The 20,196-nt window shown below is 71.3% G+C and carries 16 protein-coding genes; 5 read left to right on the plus strand and 11 right to left on the minus strand.

Annotation, left to right across the window (positions count from 1 at the left end; translation table 11 throughout):
- The first annotated feature begins 195 nt into the window (after nucleotides 1-195).
- Together ACIRJR_RS30245 and ACIRJR_RS30250 are read left to right on the plus strand one after the other, a co-directional pair.
- Nucleotides 196-1,866 (plus strand): sodium:solute symporter family protein, encoded by a 1,671-nt coding sequence (locus ACIRJR_RS30245; protein WP_403786445.1) that lies wholly within the window; start codon nucleotides 196-198, stop codon nucleotides 1,864-1,866.
- 15 nt (nucleotides 1,867-1,881) lie between these two features.
- Complete coding sequence (locus tag ACIRJR_RS30250) at nucleotides 1,882-2,169, plus strand: hypothetical protein (protein ID WP_403786447.1); 288 nt, start codon at nucleotides 1,882-1,884, stop codon at nucleotides 2,167-2,169.
- 35 nt (nucleotides 2,170-2,204) lie between these two features.
- On the opposite strand, the gene ACIRJR_RS30255 is transcribed toward ACIRJR_RS30250, so the two are convergent.
- The 4 genes from ACIRJR_RS30255 to ACIRJR_RS30270 form a co-directional block, all read right to left on the minus strand.
- Nucleotides 2,205-2,894, minus strand: coding sequence for a LuxR C-terminal-related transcriptional regulator (locus ACIRJR_RS30255; RefSeq protein ID WP_403786497.1), 690 nt, complete (start codon nucleotides 2,892-2,894; stop codon nucleotides 2,205-2,207).
- Nucleotides 2,895-3,140: 246 nt separating this feature from the next.
- Nucleotides 3,141-5,039, minus strand: coding sequence for a PQQ-binding-like beta-propeller repeat protein (locus ACIRJR_RS30260; protein WP_403786449.1), 1,899 nt, complete (start codon nucleotides 5,037-5,039; stop codon nucleotides 3,141-3,143).
- A 58-nt stretch (nucleotides 5,040-5,097) separates the two neighbouring features.
- Entirely contained in the window at nucleotides 5,098-6,990 is a 1,893-nt protein-coding gene (locus ACIRJR_RS30265) for a PQQ-binding-like beta-propeller repeat protein (protein ID WP_403786451.1), read from the minus strand.
- Nucleotides 6,991-7,489: 499 nt separating this feature from the next.
- Entirely contained in the window at nucleotides 7,490-9,307 is a 1,818-nt protein-coding gene (locus ACIRJR_RS30270; RefSeq protein ID WP_403786453.1) for an ABC-F family ATP-binding cassette domain-containing protein, read from the minus strand.
- Between the two features lie 147 nt (nucleotides 9,308-9,454).
- Here ACIRJR_RS30270 and ACIRJR_RS30275 point away from each other — a divergent pair, with 147 nt between their 5' ends.
- The gene (locus ACIRJR_RS30275) at nucleotides 9,455-10,108 is read left to right on the plus strand and encodes a lipoprotein (protein WP_403786455.1); all 654 of its coding nucleotides are present in this window, start codon (nucleotides 9,455-9,457) and stop codon (nucleotides 10,106-10,108) included.
- Between the two features lie 31 nt (nucleotides 10,109-10,139).
- On the opposite strand, the gene ACIRJR_RS30280 is transcribed toward ACIRJR_RS30275, so the two are convergent.
- The 7 genes from ACIRJR_RS30280 to rsmI form a co-directional block, all read right to left on the minus strand.
- Nucleotides 10,140-11,450: an acyltransferase family protein gene (locus ACIRJR_RS30280; RefSeq protein WP_403786457.1), complete on the minus strand. Its 1,311-nt coding sequence runs from the start codon at nucleotides 11,448-11,450 to the stop codon at nucleotides 10,140-10,142.
- 73 nt (nucleotides 11,451-11,523) lie between these two features.
- The gene (locus ACIRJR_RS30285) at nucleotides 11,524-12,423 is read right to left on the minus strand and encodes a 4-(cytidine 5'-diphospho)-2-C-methyl-D-erythritol kinase (protein ID WP_403786459.1); all 900 of its coding nucleotides are present in this window, start codon (nucleotides 12,421-12,423) and stop codon (nucleotides 11,524-11,526) included.
- Nucleotides 12,420-13,292, minus strand: coding sequence for a 16S rRNA (adenine(1518)-N(6)/adenine(1519)-N(6))-dimethyltransferase RsmA (rsmA, locus tag ACIRJR_RS30290; protein ID WP_403786461.1), 873 nt, complete (start codon nucleotides 13,290-13,292; stop codon nucleotides 12,420-12,422). The genes ACIRJR_RS30285 and rsmA overlap by 4 nt, the downstream gene beginning before the upstream one ends.
- Nucleotides 13,293-13,301: 9 nt before the next feature.
- A complete protein-coding gene (locus ACIRJR_RS30295; RefSeq protein WP_403786463.1) occupies nucleotides 13,302-13,763 on the minus strand; it encodes a ubiquitin-like domain-containing protein in 462 nt (153 codons plus the stop codon).
- Between the two features lie 231 nt (nucleotides 13,764-13,994).
- Nucleotides 13,995-14,861, minus strand: coding sequence for a TatD family hydrolase (locus ACIRJR_RS30300; protein WP_403786465.1), 867 nt, complete (start codon nucleotides 14,859-14,861; stop codon nucleotides 13,995-13,997).
- Between the two features lie 98 nt (nucleotides 14,862-14,959).
- Nucleotides 14,960-15,337, minus strand: a complete 378-nt coding sequence (locus tag ACIRJR_RS30305; RefSeq protein WP_403786467.1) for a hypothetical protein — start codon at nucleotides 15,335-15,337, stop codon at nucleotides 14,960-14,962.
- Between the two features lie 173 nt (nucleotides 15,338-15,510).
- Nucleotides 15,511-16,404, minus strand: coding sequence for a 16S rRNA (cytidine(1402)-2'-O)-methyltransferase (rsmI, locus tag ACIRJR_RS30310; protein ID WP_403786469.1), 894 nt, complete (start codon nucleotides 16,402-16,404; stop codon nucleotides 15,511-15,513).
- A 53-nt stretch (nucleotides 16,405-16,457) separates the two neighbouring features.
- On the opposite strand from rsmI, the gene ACIRJR_RS30315 reads away from it, so the two are divergent.
- Nucleotides 16,458-18,224, plus strand: a complete 1,767-nt coding sequence (locus ACIRJR_RS30315; RefSeq protein WP_403786471.1) for a dolichyl-phosphate-mannose--protein mannosyltransferase — start codon at nucleotides 16,458-16,460, stop codon at nucleotides 18,222-18,224.
- A gap of 170 nt (nucleotides 18,225-18,394) precedes the next feature.
- Nucleotides 18,395-20,023 (plus strand): penicillin-binding transpeptidase domain-containing protein, encoded by a 1,629-nt coding sequence (locus ACIRJR_RS30320; protein WP_403786473.1) that lies wholly within the window; start codon nucleotides 18,395-18,397, stop codon nucleotides 20,021-20,023.
- The last annotated feature ends 173 nt before the right edge of the window (nucleotides 20,024-20,196 follow it).

The following is a 20,196-nucleotide window of genomic DNA, read 5'->3' on the forward strand; positions in this document are numbered from 1 at the left end:
CAAATCACAACTCAACATGACAGTCAATGGCGCCGAGTCCTGTGGGATGCCTGTGCCCAAAGGCGGCTCATAAGCAGACATTCCACCCTGTGCGATCACGATCAAACAAAGAACGTGATGCAACCTGTTCAGTTTCTGAACACAAAGGCGTAGGTTCCGACGGGTTCAGTTCGCGCAACGAAGCGAGTACCCCCCATGCAATATCTGGCCGAAGGGCTCCGGCTCCCCACGAACGGGCTCGATTACACAATCCTGGCGATCTACTTCGTCGTGGTGCTCGGCATCGGCTTCGCCGCCCGGGCCAGTGTGAAGACGAGCCTCGACTTCTTCCTGTCCGGCCGTTCGCTGCCCGCCTGGGTGACCGGTCTGGCCTTCGTCGCCGCGAATCTCGGGGCGACCGAGATCCTCGGCATGGCGGCGACCGGCGCGCAGTACGGCGTCGCGGTCGTCCACTGGTACTGGATCGGCGCCATCCCCGCCATGGTCTTCCTGGGCCTGGTGATGATGCCGTTCTACTACCGGTCGAAGGTCCGCTCCGTACCGGAGTTCCTGCTGCACCGCTTCGACAAGTCGGCGCACCTGCTGAGCTCCATACTCTTCGCCTTCTCGGCGATCCTGATCGCGGGCGTGAACCTCTACGCCCTGTCGATCGTCGTGGAGGCGCTCCTCGGCTGGCCGCAGTGGGTCGCGATCGTGGTCGCGGGCCTCTTCGTGCTGATCTACATCACCATCGGCGGTCTCTCCTCGGCGATCTACAACGAGGTGCTGCAGTTCTTCGTCATCCTCGCCGCACTGATCCCGATCACCCTGCTGGGCCTCAAGCGCGTCGGCGGCTGGGACGGCCTGAGCGGCTCGCTGGAGAAGCAGCACGGCGCCGACTTCATGACCGCCTGGGGCGGTACCGGCATCGGTGACGCCAACCCGCTCGGCGCCAACTGGCTGACGATCATCCTCGGCCTCGGTTTCGTGCTCTCCTTCGGCTACTGGACCACCAACTTCGCCGAGGTGCAGCGCGCCCTGTCCGCGAAGAACCTCTCGGCCGCCAAGCGCACCCCGCTGATCGCCGCCTTCCCGAAGATCTTCATCGTCTTCGTGGTGATGATCCCCGGCCTGGTCGCCGCCGTGATCGTGCCCAAGATCGGCACACCCGGCTCGGACCTCACGTACAACGACGCCATTCCGCTGCTGATGCAGGAGCTCCTGCCCAACGGTGTGCTCGGCATCGCGGTGACCGGTCTGCTGGCCGCGTTCATGGCCGGTATGGCCGCCAACGTGTCGTCGTTCAACACGGTGTTCACCACGGACATCTGGCAGCGGTACGTGAAGAAGGACCAGCCGGACGCGTACTACCTGAGGTTCGGGCGTCTGATCACCGCGGTGGGTGTGCTGGCCTCGATCGGCACGGCGTTCATCGCGGCCAGCTTCTCCAACATCATGACGTACCTGCAGACGCTGTTCTCGTTCTTCAACGTCCCGCTGTTCGTCGTCTTCATCATCGGCATGTTCTGGAAGCGCGCCTCGATGAAGTCGGGCGTCTGGGGCCTGCTGGCGGGCACCACCGCCGCGATGGTCAACTACTTCGTCATCTACAAGCAGGGCATCATCGACATCCCGTCCGACCAGGGCGCCAACTTCGTCTCCGCCATCGTCGGATTCGTCGCCGGTGCGGTCGTCATGGTCGCGGTCACCCTGTTCACCGCCCCCAAGCCGGAGGCCCAGCTGGCCGGTCTGGTCTACGGGACGGAGTCCCCGGACGCCGACGAAGCCCCGGACGAGGGCGACAGCGCCTGGTACCGCAAGCCCGCGCTGCTGGGCTGGGGCGCCATCGTCCTCGCCACCCTCTGCTACCTGCCCTACTCGCTCTGATCGGAGGCACTCACCATGTCCGACCTGCACAAGGAAGTCTCCGAGCTGGAGCGCAAGTCCGCGACCGCGGCCCGGCTCTTCGACATCCGGCGGATCATCGGCGGTCTCTTCGTGGTCTACGGAGTGATCGTCACCATCGCCGGCATCAGCCCGTCCGAAGCCGACCTGAAGAAGGCCGAGGGCGTCCACATCAACCTGTGGACCGGCCTGGCCATGCTGGCGCTCGGGCTCTTCTTCCTCATCTGGATGAAGCTGCGCCCGGTCCAGGTCCCGAACGAGACCCCCGGCACGCCGGAAGGCTGACCGGCACCACCCAGCGGGGGCCGGCGATCACGCGTTCACGCGAGGCCGTCCGGCCCCTGCGGCGTTCCCGCCCGGTCGAGCAGCCCCGTACGGGCGGCGAGCGCGGCCGCCTCCAGGCGGGATCCGACGCCCAGCTTCATCAGCACCCGCTGCACGTGCGTCCGCGCGGTGCTCGGCGCGATCCCCATCCCCGCCGCGATCAGCCGGGTGTCCTCGCCCTCGGCGACCCGCACCAGCACCTCGACCTCCCGCGGGGTCAGCAGGCGCAGCAGCCGCTGCCCCTCGTCGTCCGGCTGGGCCGCCGGGTGCAGCAGCTCGGCGAAGGCGCCCCGCAGCAGCTGCGGGGCGATCGCGGCCTCCCCCGCACGGGCCTTGATCATCGCGCGTTCGACGCCCTCGATGCGTTCGTCGTGCCGGACGTAGCCGGCCGCCCCCGCGGCGAAGGCCGCCGCGATGCCGCGCGGAGACGGCACCGGGCCGAGCACCACCACGGCCACCTGCGGACGCTCGCGTCCGATCCGCACGATCGGGTCGAACACGCCGGGTTCGGCGGGTGCCGCCGTGCCGAACAGGCACACCTCGGGCGCTCTGCTGACGACCAGTTCCGCGGCCCCGGACGTCGGCGCGGCGGCGGCGAGCACGCGGTGCCCCCGGAGTTTCAGTGCCGAGGCGAGTGCCTCGGCGAGCAGACGGTGGTCATCGACCACCATGAGCCGCACGCCCATCGGAAAAGCCCCCATGTGTACAGCGGTACCGCTGCGTAACCCTGAACAGGCCCCCCGGCCCCTCTGACCCGGCAAGTTACACGCTTGTTCGACGCTGCGCGCCCCCTACTGGGCAGAAGCCCCCCAGAATGCCGAATTCTGCGTCATTCAGGGCTACTTGCCCGTCAGAAAACGACCGGCCCTGCCGGTCGGATGATCAACCGGCAGGGCCGTCGGTGGTGGCCCCGGGAGCGGGGCCGGGGCGGGTCAGACGGTGCTGAAGGAGACGACGAGGTACTGCTTGTCGTCCAGCGAACCGGACTTGCTGGGCTCGCTGACCATCCCCTCGGAGATGAACAGCCGGCCCTTCTCGTATCGGAACTCCGCGTAGCTGGTGGAGAAGGTGCCCTCCGCGTCACGGATCGCCTCGTCGTCCGGGTTGACCATCAGCACGGTCTGCTCGAACGTCGAGCCGTTGATGGAGACGATCTGGCCGCCCTTGTCGTACGGGGGCTTCTTGTACGCGATGACGTTGGAGCCGTCCATGCGCAGCGGGATCAGGCTGTACTTGTCGCCCGCGTCCGCCCTGCCTCCGACGAGCTTGCCGGTGTCGAGGTCGAAGGCGACGATCTCGTTGGTGTTCCCGTACTCGCCTTCGCCCTCGTGGTCCTCGGTCGGCACGTAGAGCTTGTTGTTGCCGACGACCAGGGAGGCGCACTTCTCCACCTCGGTGGAACCGCACTCCCCCGCGTACTTGTCCGCATCGGCCGAGATGCGGACCTTGAGCTTGCCGGTGGCCGCGTCGATGGAGAAGAAGTCCGAGACGGCGCTGCCGTCGTCGGCGGTGTCGCCGACGTTGGCCGCGACCACGAGCGGCTTGGTGGACACGATGCCCGCGTACTTGACGCCGGCCGGCATGGTGTACGTGGAGAGCGGTGCGCCGGTGGCCGGGTCCAGCGCCTGGATGGTGAGCTGCGGTTCGTCGAAGCTTCCGCACCTGCGGACCACGGCGAGGGCGTCGCCGCCGCCGTAGCCCATGTCGAAGCAGTTGTTGGTGTCCGCCTTCGGCTTCCAGAGTTCGGCGCCGTCGGCGATGTCGAAGGCGGCGCCGCCGCTGGTGCCGCCCGCGGCGACCGTGGAGCCGCTGACCGTGACCTCGTCGAACCTGACGGGCTCGTCACCGCTGGACGCCGACGTGACCGACTTGCTCCACAGGAGCTTGCCGGTGGCCAGGTCGAGCGCGCCGACCTGGTTGCAGGAGGGGTACTTGTCCTCCGCGGTGGCCTTGCCCTCCTCGAAGGCGATGGCCGTCCTGTGGTCCTTGGTCATGTGCCGTGACGCGGCGCAGACCTGGCCCTTGAGCGGGATCGCCCAGAGCTTGGTGCCCTTGGCGAGGTCGTAGCCGACGACCTCGTTCACCCCGGTCTTCACGTACGCCTTGTCGGTGACCCAGGATCCTTCGACGACGGTGGTGTCGGTGACCTTCGGGTGGGGCAGCTGGAAGCCGACCTCGGACTTGGTGTCGGCCGGGGCCTTCTCGGTGCCGCCGGCCAGGCCGTCGCCCTCGCCGCCCTTGCCCTCGCCGCCGTCGGTTCCGGCCGAGGACGCCTGGCCCTGCTTGCCGCCGTCGTCGTCACCACTGGTGGAGGCGTAGAAGATCCCGCCGCCGACGATCAGCACCACGGCCACGGCCGCGGCGACGATGATCTGCATCTGGGTGCTGAACTTCTTGCCGCCGCCCGGCTGGGGGCCGTACTGCGGCTGCATCGGCGCGGTCGGGTATCCGTACCCCTGCGGAGGCATGCCGGGCTGTCCGGGCGGTCCCTGCGGGAAGCCGTATCCGGGCTGCGCCGGCGGCTGCCCGGGAGGCGGCGCCTGGGGGTAGCCGTACGCGGGGTTCTGCGGCGGCTGCCCGGGCGGGGGCGTCTGCGGTGCGCCGTAGCCACCGGCGGGCGGGGGCGGCGGGCTGCCGTAGCCACCGGCCGGCGGGGTGGGCGGGCTGCCGTAGCCACCCGCGGGCGGGGTGGGCGGCGCCGCCGGGGGCTGCTTGCCGAACGGGTCGGAGGGCGGCGGGGTGGGCGCGCCGAATCCGCCGGGCGGCGGGTCCTGCGGGGCACCGAACCCGCCCTGGGGCGGTTCGTTGGGCGGCTGGGGCGGCTGGGTCATGGCGTACGTACCTCTGCGGAGTCTGAGAAGGAGGGGCTGCTGCTGCCGTCGTCGGCCGTCACTTGCCGAAGGCCATCATGGTCGTCTGTTCCATCTCTTCCTCGTCGTTGCTCGCGCTGACGCGGTTGCTGACGACGAAGGAACGGCCGCCCTCGTAGACGACCTGGGAAGAGAAGAAGTTCTCTATCCCGGTCGTCGAGTCCGGGTGCTGCAACAGCACCTTGGGCGCACCGCCGGTCGGGGCGATCGTCGCGATCGCGCCGCCCTTGTCGTACGAGGGCTCCAGGTAGACCAGGACGTTGCCGCCCTCCATGCGCAGCGGCTTCATGGTGCGCTCGGCGGGTGCCGCCGCCTTCCACTTGGTCTTGCCGGTGTTCAGGTCGAACGCGATGACCTTGTTGGTGCGGGCGGATCCGCTGGTGTCGTCCTCGGTCATCATGTAGAAGGTGTTGGCATCGGCGGCGAGACCGGTGCAGCCCTCCAGTTGTCCGCCGAAGATCACGAAGCCGCCGCCGCAGTCGACGGAGAGCTTGTCCCCCTTGTCACTGATCAGCTGGGAGCGGAGTGACCCGTCCTCCTTGAGCGCGAGGATGCCCCACTTCTTGTCCTCCCGATGGGTCAGCGAGACGACGAGAGGGTTCACCGAGTAGACCTTGTCGACCTCCCAGCCCACCTTGGGCTGGTACGTCCACTTGGCCTTGCCGGTGGTCGGGTCGATCTCCTGGATCTGGTTCTGCGGGTCTTCCCCGTACTTGGTGGGGCAGCTGGCGGCGGCGATCAGCTTCGGGCCGCCGGCGAAGGCGAACGGCTTGCAGCCGCTCGACGGGTTGCCGAACAGCTCCTTGCCGTCGCTGACCCGGTAGCCGTTGGAGTTGCTCGTGCGGCCGACGGCCACGGTGTCTCCGCTGATCGCGATGCCGATGTCGGACAGCAGGTCGAAGTTGCCGTTCTTCTTGATCGACTTCTTCCAGCCGGCCTTGCCGGTGTTGAGGTCGACCATCTGCAGATCGGCGCAGGTGGACTTGTCCGTGGTGCCGTTCTGCACACCGATGACGATCTTGCCGTCGGCGGTGGCCGTCCCTGGTGCCGCGCACAGGTCGGTGGACAGCGGCAGCTTCCACTTCTCCTTGCCGTCGGCCACCGAATAGCCGATGAGCGAGCGGTACATGCCCTTGACGAGCGTGTCCCCGACGATCCACGGGCCGTACACGTCCGCGCCGTTGCGCGGCAGGTCGACATCGTTCTTCGTCAGCCAGAGGACCTTCGCCTCGCCCGCCTTGCGCCCGGCGTTCAGGTCGTCGTCGGCCTCGCGGCCGTCGCCCTTGCCGTCGCCCTGGTCGACGCTGGGAGAGCCGCTCGGGTCCACGGCGCCGCTGCTGGACTTGGAGACGGGCTTCTTCACGTCGTCGTCACCGCCGCTCACCGCGAAGAAGACGCCTCCGCCGATGACGAGGAGCGCGGCGAGCGCCGCACCGATGATGACGGCGGGCTTGCCCTTGAAGGGGCCGCCGCCGGTGCCGCCGGGGGTGGGCGCCCCGGGGTACTGCTGCTGCGGGTAGCCGTAACCGGGCTGCTGGCCGCCGTACGGACCGGGCTGCTGGGCGTACGGGCCGGGCTGTTGTCCGCCGTACGGGCCGGGCTGCTGGCCGTACGGGCCCGCGGGGGCGCCGTACGGGCCGGGCTGCTGGCCGCCGTACGGGCCGGGGGCCGCCTGTCCGGGGCCCTGGGGGTAGCCGTATCCGGGCTGCGCGCCGGGGGTCTGCGGGTAGCCGTAGCCCGGCTGCGCGGGGGGCGGCGTCGCCGGGGGCGGCGTCTGCGGGGGCCCCGGCGGCATCTGCGGCGGAGCCGCCGGGGGTGACGGCGGCTGGGACGGCGGCTGAGGAGTGCCCTGCGGATCCTGCGGAGCCCCGAAGCCCCCCTGCGGCGGTTGCTGGCTGGGCGGCTGGGTCATCAGCACGTCCCCCTTCGTGCGGTCCGGTGCCCGTTCCGGTCTCCCCCGCGATTCCGCTGGGCTCAGAGGATCACGTAGGAGAGATCTCTGAATTCCCCCCGGAAAGGAGCGAATCGGGCATGGCTTCCGCGGCGTTACGACAGTCGAGCGGGGCTTCTTTGTACCACCCGCACCGCACCGGGCACCGGTGCGGTCCATCCCCTGTTCCCAAGGGAGAACCGGGCCGTGATGCCTCCGTTACGCACCTGTCGGGGCCCGGCCCGGCCGCGTTTCCCCAAGCCACGTCAACTCGTCCCGCAAGGAGCTCATTTCACCGGAACCGGGTTCCGGTGACTACGGGCCGGAGGCGGGCACCGCGGTGCCCGCCTCCTCCGCTTCGTCCTCGTCCGCGCTGATCCGCTTCGTCCTCGTCCGCGCTCATCCGCTTCGGGAGCTGGACGGACATGGTCCGCACGGTCACACCGGCGGAGCGGTCCTCGTCCCCGCCACCCGCCGTCCCTCAGGCGTCCTCGGCCAGTTCCAGCCAGCGCATCTCCAACACGTCCCGCTCCGCGACCAGTTCACGCAGCTCGGCGTCGAGCTCGGCGACCTTCGCGAAGTCGGTGGCGTTGTCGGCGATCTGCGCGTGCAGCGTGGTCTCCCTGGTCGACATCTTGTCGAGCTGCCGCTCGACCTTCTGCAGCTCCTTCTTCGCGGCACGCGCCGCCTGCGGCGAAACGGCTTCGGCCGGCGCCGCCTTGGGCGCGGAGGACGCGGCGGCCGAGGCGGGCGTGGCCGTCGCCTCCATGCGCTGCCTGCGCTCGATGTACTCGTCGATGCCGCGCGGCAGCATCCGCAGCGCCCGGTCGCCCAGGAGCGCCATGACCTTGTCCGTGGTCCGCTCGATGAAGAACCGGTCGTGGGAGATCACGATCATCGATCCGGGCCAGCCGTCGAGGAGGTCCTCCAACTGGGTCAGGGTCTCGATGTCCAGGTCGTTGGTGGGCTCGTCGAGGAAGAGGACGTTGGGCTCGTCCATCAGCAGGCGCAGGATCTGCAGCCGCCGCCGCTCACCGCCGGAGAGGTCGCCGACCGGCGTCCACTGCTTCTCCTTGACGAAGCCGAACTGCTCGCAGAGCTGCCCGGCCGTCATCTCGCGGCCCTTGCCGAGGTCGACCCGGTCGCGCACCTGCTGGACCGCTTCGAGCACCCGCAGGTTGGGGTTGAGCTCCGCGACCTCCTGCGAGAGGTAGGCGAGCTTGACGGTCTTGCCGACGACGATCTTCCCGTCGGCGGGCTGTACGTCGCCCTGGCTGCGGGACGCCTCGGCGAGCGCCCGCAGCAGCGAGGTCTTGCCCGCGCCGTTGACGCCGACCAGGCCGATGCGGTCGCCGGGGCCGAGCTGCCAGGTGAGGTGGGTGAGGAGGGTCTTGGGGCCGGCCTGGACGGTCACGTCCTCAAGGTCGAAGACGGTCTTGCCGAGGCGCGCGTTGGCGAACTTCATCAGCTCGCTGGTGTCGCGCGGGGGCGGGACGTCGGCGATCAGCTCGTTGGCGGCCTCGATGCGGTAGCGCGGCTTGGACGTACGGGCGGGGGCGCCCCGCCGCAGCCAGGCAAGCTCCTTGCGCATCAGGTTCTGCCGCTTGGACTCCTCGGTCGCGGCGATCCGCTCCCGCTCGGCCCGCGCGAACACGTAGTCGCTGTAGCCGCCCTCGTACTCGTGGACGCTGCCCCGCTGGACGTCCCACATGCGGGTGCAGACCTGGTCCAGGAACCACCGGTCGTGGGTGACGCAGACGAGTGCGGAGCGACGGGTCCGCAGGTGTCCGGCCAGCCAGGAGATGCCCTCGACGTCGAGGTGGTTGGTCGGCTCGTCGAGGACGATCAGGTCCTGCTCGGCGATGAGCAGCTTCGCCAGCGCGATCCGGCGCCGCTCGCCACCGGAGAGCGGGGCGATGACCGTGTCGAGGCCGTGCTCGAAACCGGGGAGGGCGAGGCCGCCGAAGAGCCCGGTGAGGACGTCGCGGATCTTGGCGCTGCCCGCCCACTCGTGGTCCTCGAGGTCGCCGATCACCTCGTGCCGGATGGTGGCCTGCGGGTCCAGCGAATCGTGCTGGGTCAGGACACCGAGGCGCAGCCCGCCGTTGTGGGTGACGCGGCCGGTGTCCGCCTCCTCCAGCTTGGCGAGCATCCGGATGAGCGTCGTCTTGCCGTCGCCGTTACGGCCGACGACGCCGATCCGGTCGCCCTCGGACACCCCGAGGGATACACCGTCGAGCAGGGCACGGGTGCCGTACACCTTGCTGACCTGCTCGACATTGACCAGATTGACGGCCATTTCACTCCTGCCTCGGGGATCCCTGCGTCGGGGACCGCTCGACGTCCCAGAGTAGTCGCCGCGCGGGGTGCGATAGCGTGCGGCGATCGATCATGGGGAGTAACCCCAGGTCGGAGCGGTCCGGAACATCTCTGGGGTGGGGACTTCATGATGCGTGGCGCGATACGGGCACTGGTTCCGGCGATCCTGACGGCGGCCGCGCTGGCGGGCTGCTCGTCGTCCGGTGGCACGGGCACGGACGCGGGCGGGAACGACGCGGGCAAGAACGGGGACAGCGCCCCCGCGAAGGCGTCGAAGAGCGCTGCGGAGAAGGGCGCCAGGCTCGGTGGCGCGGGATCGGCCTGCGAGCTGCCGGTGAGCTTCGACCTGGCGGCCGGCTGGAAGCCGGAGGCCGTGGACGTCGATCCCGGCTCCGAGTTCGCCGAGCTGGGCCGGCAGGGCTCGGCCACGATGGTCTGCGAGATCGACGCCAAGCCGGCCGGCCACATCGGCTACATCCGTGTCTGGCAGGGCAAGGGCGCCTCCACCACCCCGCGCGCGGCGCTGGAGGACTTCGTGGCCGGCGCGCAGGACGCGTCGAAGGCCGCGTACGAGGAGACCGAGGCGGGGCCGGTGCCGGCCGCCGAGGTGACCTACACGGTGAGCGGCGAGCTGCTGGACGAGCCGAAGACGGAGCGGGCCTTCGCGGTCGCCACGCCGGAGGGGCCGGTCGTGGTGCACCTGGGCGGACTGGACCCGCAGGAGCACGAGGAGATGCTCCCGGCGTACGAGCTGGCGAGGGACAGCCTGGAGCTGGGCTGACGCGGGCGGCACCTCCCGCTGCCCACGGCCGTCACCGCCCGGCCCGCTCGACCAGCAGCCAGCCGCCGAGTGCCATGGCCACGGCGGCCGGGGCGCTGACGTGGAAGGCGATCAGCAGCGCGGTGTGTCCTTCCAGCAGTCCCGCGTATCCGACCATGGACAGGCCGAGCACGCCCAGCAGGGCGAGGGTCACCCCGATCGCCGAGACCGCGCCCGCTCCGCCCGACCCTCTTCCGGGGACGACGCCGACGGGGCGTTCGAACGTGCGGAAGGCCGCGACCAGGACCACGGTGACCGCGGCGGCGGCGGCGATCCGCACCGGTACCTGCGCCCACCAGGCGCCGGTGGCCGGCTCGGGCAGCGTGAGGCCGAGGGTGAGCATCGCCCCGTACACGCCGAGCATCGCCGTGAGGTGCCACAGGAACGCGGTCATCGCGACGCCGTTGGCGGCCACGACCGTGCGCCAGACGCTGGGCCGGGCGACCAGCCGGGCGCCGGGGGCGCGCAGCAGCTCGACCGCTCCGACCAGCCAGAGGCCGTGACCGAGCAGGGCGAGCGTGGGGGGCGCCATGTTGCTGATCTTCTCCCCGGGCATGCCGACCATGGAGAGCGGATACGGGCCGAGGGCCACCAGCGCCACGGCGGCGAGCCCGGCGCCGGCGAGGAGCGCGGGCCGGCGGATGCGGCCGTCGGCCCGCAGGAAGCCGAGCTGGTGCACGGCGAGCCAGACGAAGGCGAAGTTGAGGAACTCGACGTACGGGACGCCGGCGGCGAACCGCAGGAGGTCCACCGCGGCCGCCGCTCCGGCGAGCGCGGCGAACGCGCCCCAGCCGTAGCGGTCGTGGAGCGTGAGCAGGGCGGGGGTGAACGCGACCATCGCCAGGTAGATCCCGATGAACCAGAGGGGCTGGGTCACCAGCCTCAGCGTCACACCGGTCAGTCCGCCGCCACCGCCGAGGAGCTGGACGGCGAGCGCGGCCGCACCCCACACGAGGACGAAGACCATGGTGGGCCGCAGCAGCCGTTGCAGGCGGGCGCGCAGGAAGGACGGGTACACCGAGGCCGTGGAGTCCTCCGGGCGCCTGCGCAGCAGGGAGCGGTAGGACAGGGCGTGGGAGAAGCCGCCGACGAAGAAGAACACCGGCATGATCTGGAGGACCCAGGTGAGCAGTTGGAGTCCCGGCACGACGGCGAGGAGGTTGCCGACCCCTTCGCTGGTGACGGCGGCCATCAGCCAGTGGCCGAGGACGACCGTGCCGAGCGAGACGACACGCAGCAGGTCGATGTAGCGGTCCCGGGTGACGGGTGTGGCCTCGGCCAGTTCGCGAACAGGTGATCCCATGCGCCTACGGTCGCGCCGGGCACCCGGGGGGCGGCAGCGCGACCGTACTCAGTTCCCGTCTGAGTACCGGCGGTCAGACGGCGGTGGCCCCCGGAGCGGGAGACAGGGCGACCCGCGTGCTGCGGCACGTGCCCGACGCCAGCAGGGCGTCGGCGACCGTCCGCGCGGACTCCTCGTCGGCGGTCAGGAACGCCGTCGTCGGCCCGGACCCCGAGACCAGAGCGGCCAGGGCGCCCGCGGCGGTGCCCACGGCGAGGGTGTCGGCCAGCGAGGGGCGCAGGGAGAGAGCGGCGGTCTGGAGGTCGTTGGACAGGGCCTCGGCGAGCGCGGTGGTGTCCCCCTTGCCCAGGGCGGTGAGCAGGGCGGGGGAGGCGACGGGCTCGGGCACCCGTGTACCGGCGGCGAGCCGGTCGAACTCGCCGTACACCGCGGGGGTGGAGAGCCCGCCGTCGGCGACGGCGAAGACCCAGTGGAAGGTCCCGCCGACCTCGATCGGGGTGAGCTTCTCGCCGCGCCCGGTGCCGAGCGCGGCCCCGCCGACCAGGCTGAAGGGCACGTCGCTGCCCAGCTCGGCGCAGATCTCAAGGAGTTCCTCCCGGCTCGCGCCGGTGGACCACAGGGTGTCGCAGGCCAGCAGCGCGGCGGCGCCGTCGGCGCTGCCGCCCGCCATGCCCCCGGCGACCGGGATGTCCTTGGCGATGTGGATGTGCACGTCGGGGGCGATGCCGTGGCGGGCGGCCAGGGCGATCGCCGCGCGGGCCGCGAGGTTGGTGGCGTCCAGCGGGACCTGGCCGGCGTCCGGTCCGGAGCAGGTGACGCGCAGCGCGTCGGCCGGGGTGACGGTGACCTCGTCGTACAGGCCGACGGCGAGGAAGACGTTGGCCAGGTCGTGGAAGCCGTCGGGGCGGGGGGCTCCCACCGCGAGCTGCGCGTTGACCTTGGCGGGGACGCGGACGGTGACGCTGCGGGTCATGCGGAGGGCTCCGGCTTGTTCTCGGCGATGGCGGCGAACTCCTCGACGGTCAGTGCCTCACCGCGTGCCTGCGGCGAGATCCCGGCGGCGGTGAGGGCGGCCTCGGCGGCCGGTGCGGAGCCCGCCCAGCCGGCCAGGGCCGCGCGGAGCGTCTTGCGGCGCTGGGCGAAGGCGGCGTCGACGACGGCGAAGACCTCGGCCCTCGTCGCGGTGGTGGGGACCGGTTCCGTACGCCGCACCAGGGACACCAGCCCCGAGTCGACGTTGGGCGCGGGCCAGAAGACGGTGCGGCCGATCGACCCGGCGCGCTTGACGTCGGCGTACCAGTTGGCCTTGACCGACGGCACGCCGTAGACCTTGTTGCCGGGCCGGGCGGCCAGTCGGTCGGCGACCTCGGACTGGACCATCACGAGCGTCCGCTCGATGGTGGGGAAGCGCTCCAGCATGGTGAGCAGGACCGGAACGGCGACGTTGTACGGCAGGTTGGCGACGAGCGCGGTCGGCGCCGGGCCGGGCAGCTCGGTGACCAGCATCGCGTCGGAGTGGACCAGGGAGAAGCGGTCCGCGCGCTCCGGGAGCCGGGCGGCGACCGTGGCCGGCAGGGCGCCCGCGAGCACGTCGTCGATCTCCACGGCGACGACCCGGTCGGCCGCCTCCAGCAGGGCCAGGGTCAGTGACCCGAGGCCGGGCCCCACCTCGACCACCACGTCGTCGGGCCGCACCTCGGCGGTCCGTACGATCCTGCGGACCGTGTTGGCGTCGATGACGAAGTTCTGGCCGCGCTGCTTGGTGGGGCGTACGCCCAGCGCTGCGGCCAGCTCGCGGATGTCTGCGGGGCCCAGGAGGGCGTCGGGCTCTGTGGTGCTCACCCGTTAAGCCTACGGCCGCCGCGGGGCCCTGGGCCCGCCACCCGGCGCGGGCGCGGGTGCGCGCGTCTCCCGGCGGACGGTGACCTCGTCGCCGTCGGCCAGCCCCGTGGCGGGGGCGGGGGCGACGGTGTCGCCGGCGCCGACCGTGACGCCCTCCGCGTCGAGGAGCTCACCGACGTCGTCCGCGAAGGTGTGCAGGGTGCGCGAGGTCCCGTCGACGCTGACGTGGACGGCCTTGTCCTGGGTGAGGAAGGCGGCGGTCCCGCCGGCCAGGACGGCGAGGACCAGTGCGCGGGGGACGAGCCGCCGCAGGCCCTCGGGCGTGCTCCGGTGCCGTCGGACCGCCCGGTGCCCCGCGGGCCGCGTGCGCACCGCCGGAGGCGGGGGCACCAGCGGCGGCGGGGGCACCAGCGGGGTGTCCAGCACCGTCGGGTCGTGGACCGGGAGCGGACCCGCCCACAGTGTGGCCACGATCGTCCGCTCCTCGTGGAGGGAGCGCGGCGGAGCCGGGGCGGGCACCCTCGCCGGGACCCGACCGGTCCGCCCTGCGCCGCGCGGTGCGCGGTGACTGCCCTGCGAATGGCCCACGACGCTCCAGGAGATCCGGCTGCCGACCCCGATGCGCGGGCACGATAGCCGAGGTTCCGTCACCGCCCAAAGTCGTGTGATCACCCTACGTGTCGGCGTGGGGGGCCGGGCAGATCAGAAGTCGAACGCCCGCGCGGTGTTGTCGTAGACGGCCGCGGCGAGGGTGTCCTCGTCGACGCCCCTCACCTCGGCCATCGCACGGAGCGTGACCGGAATGAGGTAGGGCGCGTTGGGCCGTCCGCGGTACGGCGCGGGGGTGAGGAAGGGGGCGTCGGTCTCCACGAGCACCAGCTCGGCGGGGGCGGCGGCCAGCGCGTCGCGCAGCGGCTGCGCGTTCTTGAAGGTCACGTTGCCGGCGAAGGACATGAAGTAGCCGGCCGCCGCGCAGATCCGGGCCATCTCGGCGTCCCCGGAGTAGCAGTGGAAGACGGTCCGCTCCGGCGCGCCCGCGTCGGCGAGGATGCGCAGCACGTCCTCGTGGGCCTCGCGGTCGTGGATGACCAAAGCCTTGCCGTGCCGCTTGGCGATCTCGATGTGGGCGCGGAAGGACTCCTCCTGCGCAGCGACGCCCCCGGGGCCCGTGCGGAAGAAGTCGAGGCCGGTCTCGCCGACCGCGCGTACGTGCGCGAGGGCGGCGAGGGCGTCGATCTCGGCGAGCGCCTCGTCGAGCGCCGCCTTCCCGCCGGGCTCGCGGGCCCCCTGGCGGGCCGTGCCTTCGGGATCCCCGTGCACGATGCGGGGCGCCTCGTTGGGGTGCAGGGCCACGGCGGCGTGCACGGACGGGTGTGCGGCGGCGGTCTCGGCGGCCCAGTGCGAGCCCTTCACGTCGCAGCCCACCTGGACGACGGCGGTCACGTTGACCGCGGCGGCGCGGGCGAGGCCCTCCTCGACGGTGCCGTCCTGCATGTCCAGGTGGGTGTGGGAATCGGCGACCGGAACCCGGAGGGGTTCGGGGAGCGGCGGGGCGTCGGTACGGCTCATGCCACGACTCTACGAGGGCCGGGGCCCCCGCTCACCGCCGGTGAGGCGAGCTCACCGCCGGTGGAAGGGGCGCGAGACTCACCGCCGGTGGGGCGAGCTCACCGCCGGTGGAAGGGGCGCAGCAGATCGGCCAGCTGCCAGTGGTGGGCGTCGGACCCGGAGGACGGCACGGCGGTGGCCGCGATCCGGTCCGCCCCCGCCTCCGGGCGCACGGTCTTCTGGTGCTGGAGCAGTTGCTGGACGGTGGAGACCCGGCCGGCGCGCATGATCCGGACCACATGGCCGCCGCAGTTGGCGCAGGTCGGGGTGGACAGCGGCGAGGGGACCCGCTCCCCGTCCGCCTTGTACACGACGAAGGCCTTGCCCGAGCCGTCGACGTGGTGCTCTATCTCGTACGCCTGTTCCCAGCCGTGTCCACACCTCATGCACGCGAAGGCGTACGCCTCGTGCACGGTGGTTGCCGCGATCTCGCTCATGCCTGCTCCTCTTGTCCGATGGACAAGCACTCCGGACAAGCACTCCGGATGGTGCGTTCCACCCTCAAGTGGACGCCCTCACCCGGGGGCCGCGCACCAGATCTGCCGAGTATTGGAACGCTTTTGGCCGATCCGTGGGGGAAGGGCCCGGTACGCGGCTTGCGCTTTACTTTTCAGGCTAGCCCTTTGCCCTGGTCCTGGCCGGTCCGGGCCGCGTTCTTTGCCGCGACCACCGCATCGAACACCTCGCGCTTGGGCAGCCCGGCCTCGGCGGCGACCGCCGCGATGGCCTCCTTGCGCCGCTCCCCCGCCTCCTCGCGCACCTGCACCCTGCGCACCAGCTCGTCGGCGTCCAGTTCCTCGCCGGTCTCCGTGGCGCCCTCGACCACGACGGTGATCTCGCCCCGCACGCCCTCGGCCGCCCAGACCGCCAGGTCGCCCAGCGGGCCGCGCTTCACCTCTTCGTACGTCTTGGTCAGTTCCCGGCACACGGCGGCCCTGCGGTCGGCGCCGAAGACCTCGGCCATCGCGGCCAGGGTGTCGTCCAGCCGGTGCGGGGCTTCGAAGAAGACCATCGTGCGGCGTTCGCCGGCGACCTCGCGCAGCTTCCCGAGCCGCTCGCCCGCCTTGCGCGGCAGGAAGCCCTCGAAGCAGAAGCGGTCCACGGGCAGCGCGGAGAGCGCGAGCGCGGTCAGCACGGCGGAGGGCCCCGGCACGGCGGTGACCTTGATGTCCTGCTCCACGGCGGCGGCGACGAGACGGTAGCCGGGGTCGGAGACGGACGGCATCCCGGCGTCCGTGACGAGCAGGACGCGCGCGCCGCCGGCCAGCGCCTCGACGAGTTCGGGCGTACGCGCCGACTCGTTGCCCTCGAAGTAGGACACGACACGCCCCGTCGTGTGGATTCCCAGCGCCTGCGTGAGCCGGCGCAGCCGCCGGGTGTCCTCGGCGGCCACCACGTCGGCCGTCTCCAGCTCGGCGGCGAGCCGTGGCGGGGCGTCCGCGACGTCACCGATGGGGGTCCCTGCGAGTACGAGCGTTCCAGTCGTTCCAGTCACATCGGCCATCCTCCCAGCACGGGCGGCACCACTCGCACAGATGCGTTCCCTACGATGGCGCGGTGACGAGTACTGCGCCCGAGGCCCAGCAGGGCAACGACGCCGGGGACGATGCCGGCGAACAGCTGCCTTCCTGGCAGCAGCGGCTGCGCCGCTTCGGCCATTCCCCACGCCCCGAGACGGGGCTGCGCGAGCGCCTGGTGCCGCCCTACAGCCGCCCCGGCCGTCAGTTCTGGAACGTGCTCGCCGTGCCGCCGGCCCTCGCCGGCCGCCTGGTGCGCTGGTCCGCGTGGGGCGGGCCGCTGCTGGTCGCCCTGGTGGCCGGAGTGCTGCGCTTCTGGAACCTGGGCAGCCCGAAGGCGGTGATATTCGACGAGACGTACTACGCCAAGGACGCCTGGGCGCTGGTCAACCAGGGGTACGAGGGTTCCTGGCCGAAGGACATCGACAAGCAGATCCTCAGGGACCCGTCCTCGGTGGACATCCCGGTGGACCCGGGCTACGTCGTCCATCCGCCGGTCGGCAAGTGGATCATCGGGATCGGTGAACAGATCTTCGGATTCACGCCGTTCGGCTGGCGCTTCATGGTGGCGCTGCTCGGCACGGTCTCGGTCCTGATGCTGTGCCGCATCGGCCGCCGACTGTTCCGCTCGACGTTCCTGGGCTGCCTCGCGGGCACCCTGCTGGCCGTGGACGGGCTGCACTTCGTGATGAGCCGCACCGCGCTGCTCGACCTGGTGCTGATGTTCTTCGTGCTCGCGGCGTTCGGCTGCTTCCTCATCGACCGCGACTGGGCCCGCCGCAAGCTGGCCGCGGCGCTCCCGGTCGACGAGGAGGGGATCCTGCGGCCGGACGCGCACATCGCCGAAACGCTCCGCCTCGGGTGGCGCCCGTGGCGGATCGCGGCCGGGCTGATGCTCGGCCTGGCCTTCGCCACGAAGTGGAACGGGCTCTACATCCTGGCCGCGTTCGCTGTGATGGCGGTGCTCTGGGACGTCGGCGCGCGGCGCACGGCGGGCGCCGTGCAGCCGTACCGGGCCGTGGTCCTGCGGGACCTGCTGCCCGCGTTCGTCTCCACGGTGCCCGTCGCGATCGGCACGTACCTCGTCTCGTGGACCGGCTGGATCGTCACGGACAAGGGCTACTACCGCAACTGGGCGGCGACGGAGGGCAAGGGCGGCAGCTGGACCTGGCTCCCCGACTGGCTGCGCAGCCTGTGGCACTACGAGTACCAGGTGTACGAGTTCCACGTCGGCCTGACCTCCGGCCACACCTACCAGTCCAACCCGTGGAGCTGGATCGTGCTGGGCCGGCCCGTCTCGTACTTCTACGAGGAGCAGACGGGCTGCCTCACCTCGGAGACGCGCAAGTGCGCCCGCGAGGTCCTGGCGCTCGGCACCCCGCTGCTCTGGTGGGCGGCGTGCGTGGCGCTGCTGTACGTGCTGTGGCGCTGGTTCTTCCGCCGCGACTGGCGTGCGGGAGCGATCGCGTGCGGCGTGGCGGCGGGGTGGGTGCCCTGGTTCTTCTACCAGGAGCGGACGATCTTCCTCTTCTACGCGGTCGTCTTCGTGCCGTTCCTGTGCCTGGCGGTCACGATGATGATCGGCGCCCTCCTGGGCCCGGCGTCCGGCACGGGCACCAGACACCGTCTGGGCCTGGAGAAGGCCGACCCCACGGGCGACCGGAGACGCACCCTGGGCTCCATCGCGGCGGGGGTGCTGGTGCTGCTGATCGTCTGGAACTTCGTCTACTTCTGGCCGCTCTACACGGGCACCTCGATCCCGGACACCTCCTGGCGCGACCGGATGTGGCTGGACACCTGGGTGTAGCGGGGGATCCGGCGCGCATCGGAAAGGCGCCACTTGGCGGAAAGCGCTCTCTCGGAGTGCGTAGCGGTCCGGTAACAACCTCCTCAGAGTCACCTCGCGTCCCGTAAAGTGCCCAGGGAAGCGTCTCTTGAACACGTTCAAGAGACCTCCTGGGGAGGGGGACTGCACAGATGCGCAGTGGAGCGAAGGTCGCGATAGTCGGCGGGGTGTTCGTACTGGTGGCCGGAGGGCTCGGGTACGGCGTGTACGACGTGGTGCTGGGGGGTGACGGGGGCACGGAGACGGCCTCGGCGTCATCCGAGGTGAAGACCGGGCCGCCGGGCAAGGAGGAGATCGAGGAGACCGCCAAGGCCTTCCTCGATGCATGGGCGTCCGGCGACGCGCCGGCCGCCGCCCAGCTCACGAACAACGACGCGGTCGCCGAGCCGCTGCTGGCCGGGTACGCCGACGACGCGTACGTCACCAAGGCCGTGATCACACCGGGGCCCGCCGTCGGCACGAAGGTGCCGTACACGGTGAAGGCGACGGTGTCGTACGAGGGGAAGAGCAAGCCCTGGTCGTACTCCTCCGAGCTGACCGTGGTGCGCGGCCTGACGACCGGGAAGGCGCTCGTCGACTGGGAACCCACGGTGATCCATCCGGAGCTGACCGAGGGCGCCACGCTGAAGACCGGCGAGTCGTCGACGGCGGCGATCGAGGCCGTGGACCACAACGGCAAGGTGCTGGACAAGGAGACATACCCGTCGCTCGGGCCGATCCTGGACAGCCTGCGCGAGAAGTACGGCGACACCACCGGCGGCTCACCGGGCATCGAGACCTGGATCGAGCCGGCGGACGAACAGCTGCCGGACACGACGCTGCTGACCCTGGCCAAGGGGAAGCCCGGCAAGCTGCAGACCACGCTGGACGCGGGCGCACAGGCGGCGGCGGAGAAGGCGGTCAAGCAGTTCAGCGGGGCGTCGGTGGTCGCCGTCAGGCCGTCCACCGGGTCGATCCGCGCCGTCGCGAACAACCCGGCGACGGGATTCAACGCGGCGATGCAGGGCAAGCAGGCGCCCGGTTCCACGCTGAAGATCATGACCGCCGCGATGCTCATCGAGAAGGGCCTCGTCTCGGCGACCCGCCCGGTCGAGTGCCCCAAGGACGTCATGTACCAGGGGAACACCTTCCACAACCTGAAGTACTTCTCGCTGCCGGACTCGGACACGTTCACCACGAGCTTCGCCCGCTCCTGCAACACGGCCTTCATCAAGAAGATCGACGACGTGCACGACGACACCGCGCTCTCCAAGGAGGCCCGTGACGTCTTCGGGATCGGCCTGGACTGGAAGACCGGTGTCGTCTCGTTCGACGGGAGCGTGCCCGAGGAGAGCGGCGGCGTGGCCGCGGCCCAGTACATAGGCCAGGGCACCGTCCAGATGAACGTGCTCAACATCGCGTCCATCACCGCGACCGCCCGCACCGGGACATTCCGCCAGCCCGTGATCGTCCCGCAGTCCCTGGACGACCGTCAGCTCGCCACCGCGTCACGCTCGTTGTCCCCGAACGTCACCGGGCAGCTGAACGCCATGATGCGGGCCACCGCCTCCTGGGGCACCGGCAAGGCCGCCATGGCCTCGGTCGGCGGCGACAAGGGCGCCAAGACGGGCTCCGCCGAGGTCGACGGGCAGGGCACGTCCAACAGCTGGTTCACCGGCTTCAGCGACGACCTCGCGGCAGCGGCGGTCGTCCAGTCCGGCGGCCACGGCGGCGACGCGGCCGGCCCCGTGGTGGCGGCGGTGCTGCGCGCCGGGTCGTAGAAGGCTCACCCATCGAGTGCCGGGCGGGGGGGGGGGGGGGGCCGGGCCCCCCCCGCCGCCGGGGGCCCCCCCCCCCCCCCCCCCCCGCCCCCCCCCCCCCCCCCCCCCCCCCCGCCCCCCCCCCCCCCCCCCCCCCGCCCCCCCCCCGCCCCCCCCCCCCGCCCCCCCGCCCG

Source organism: Streptomyces sp. NPDC102402 (assembly GCF_044765765.1).
Lineage (GTDB): Bacteria > Actinomycetota > Actinomycetes > Streptomycetales > Streptomycetaceae > Streptomyces.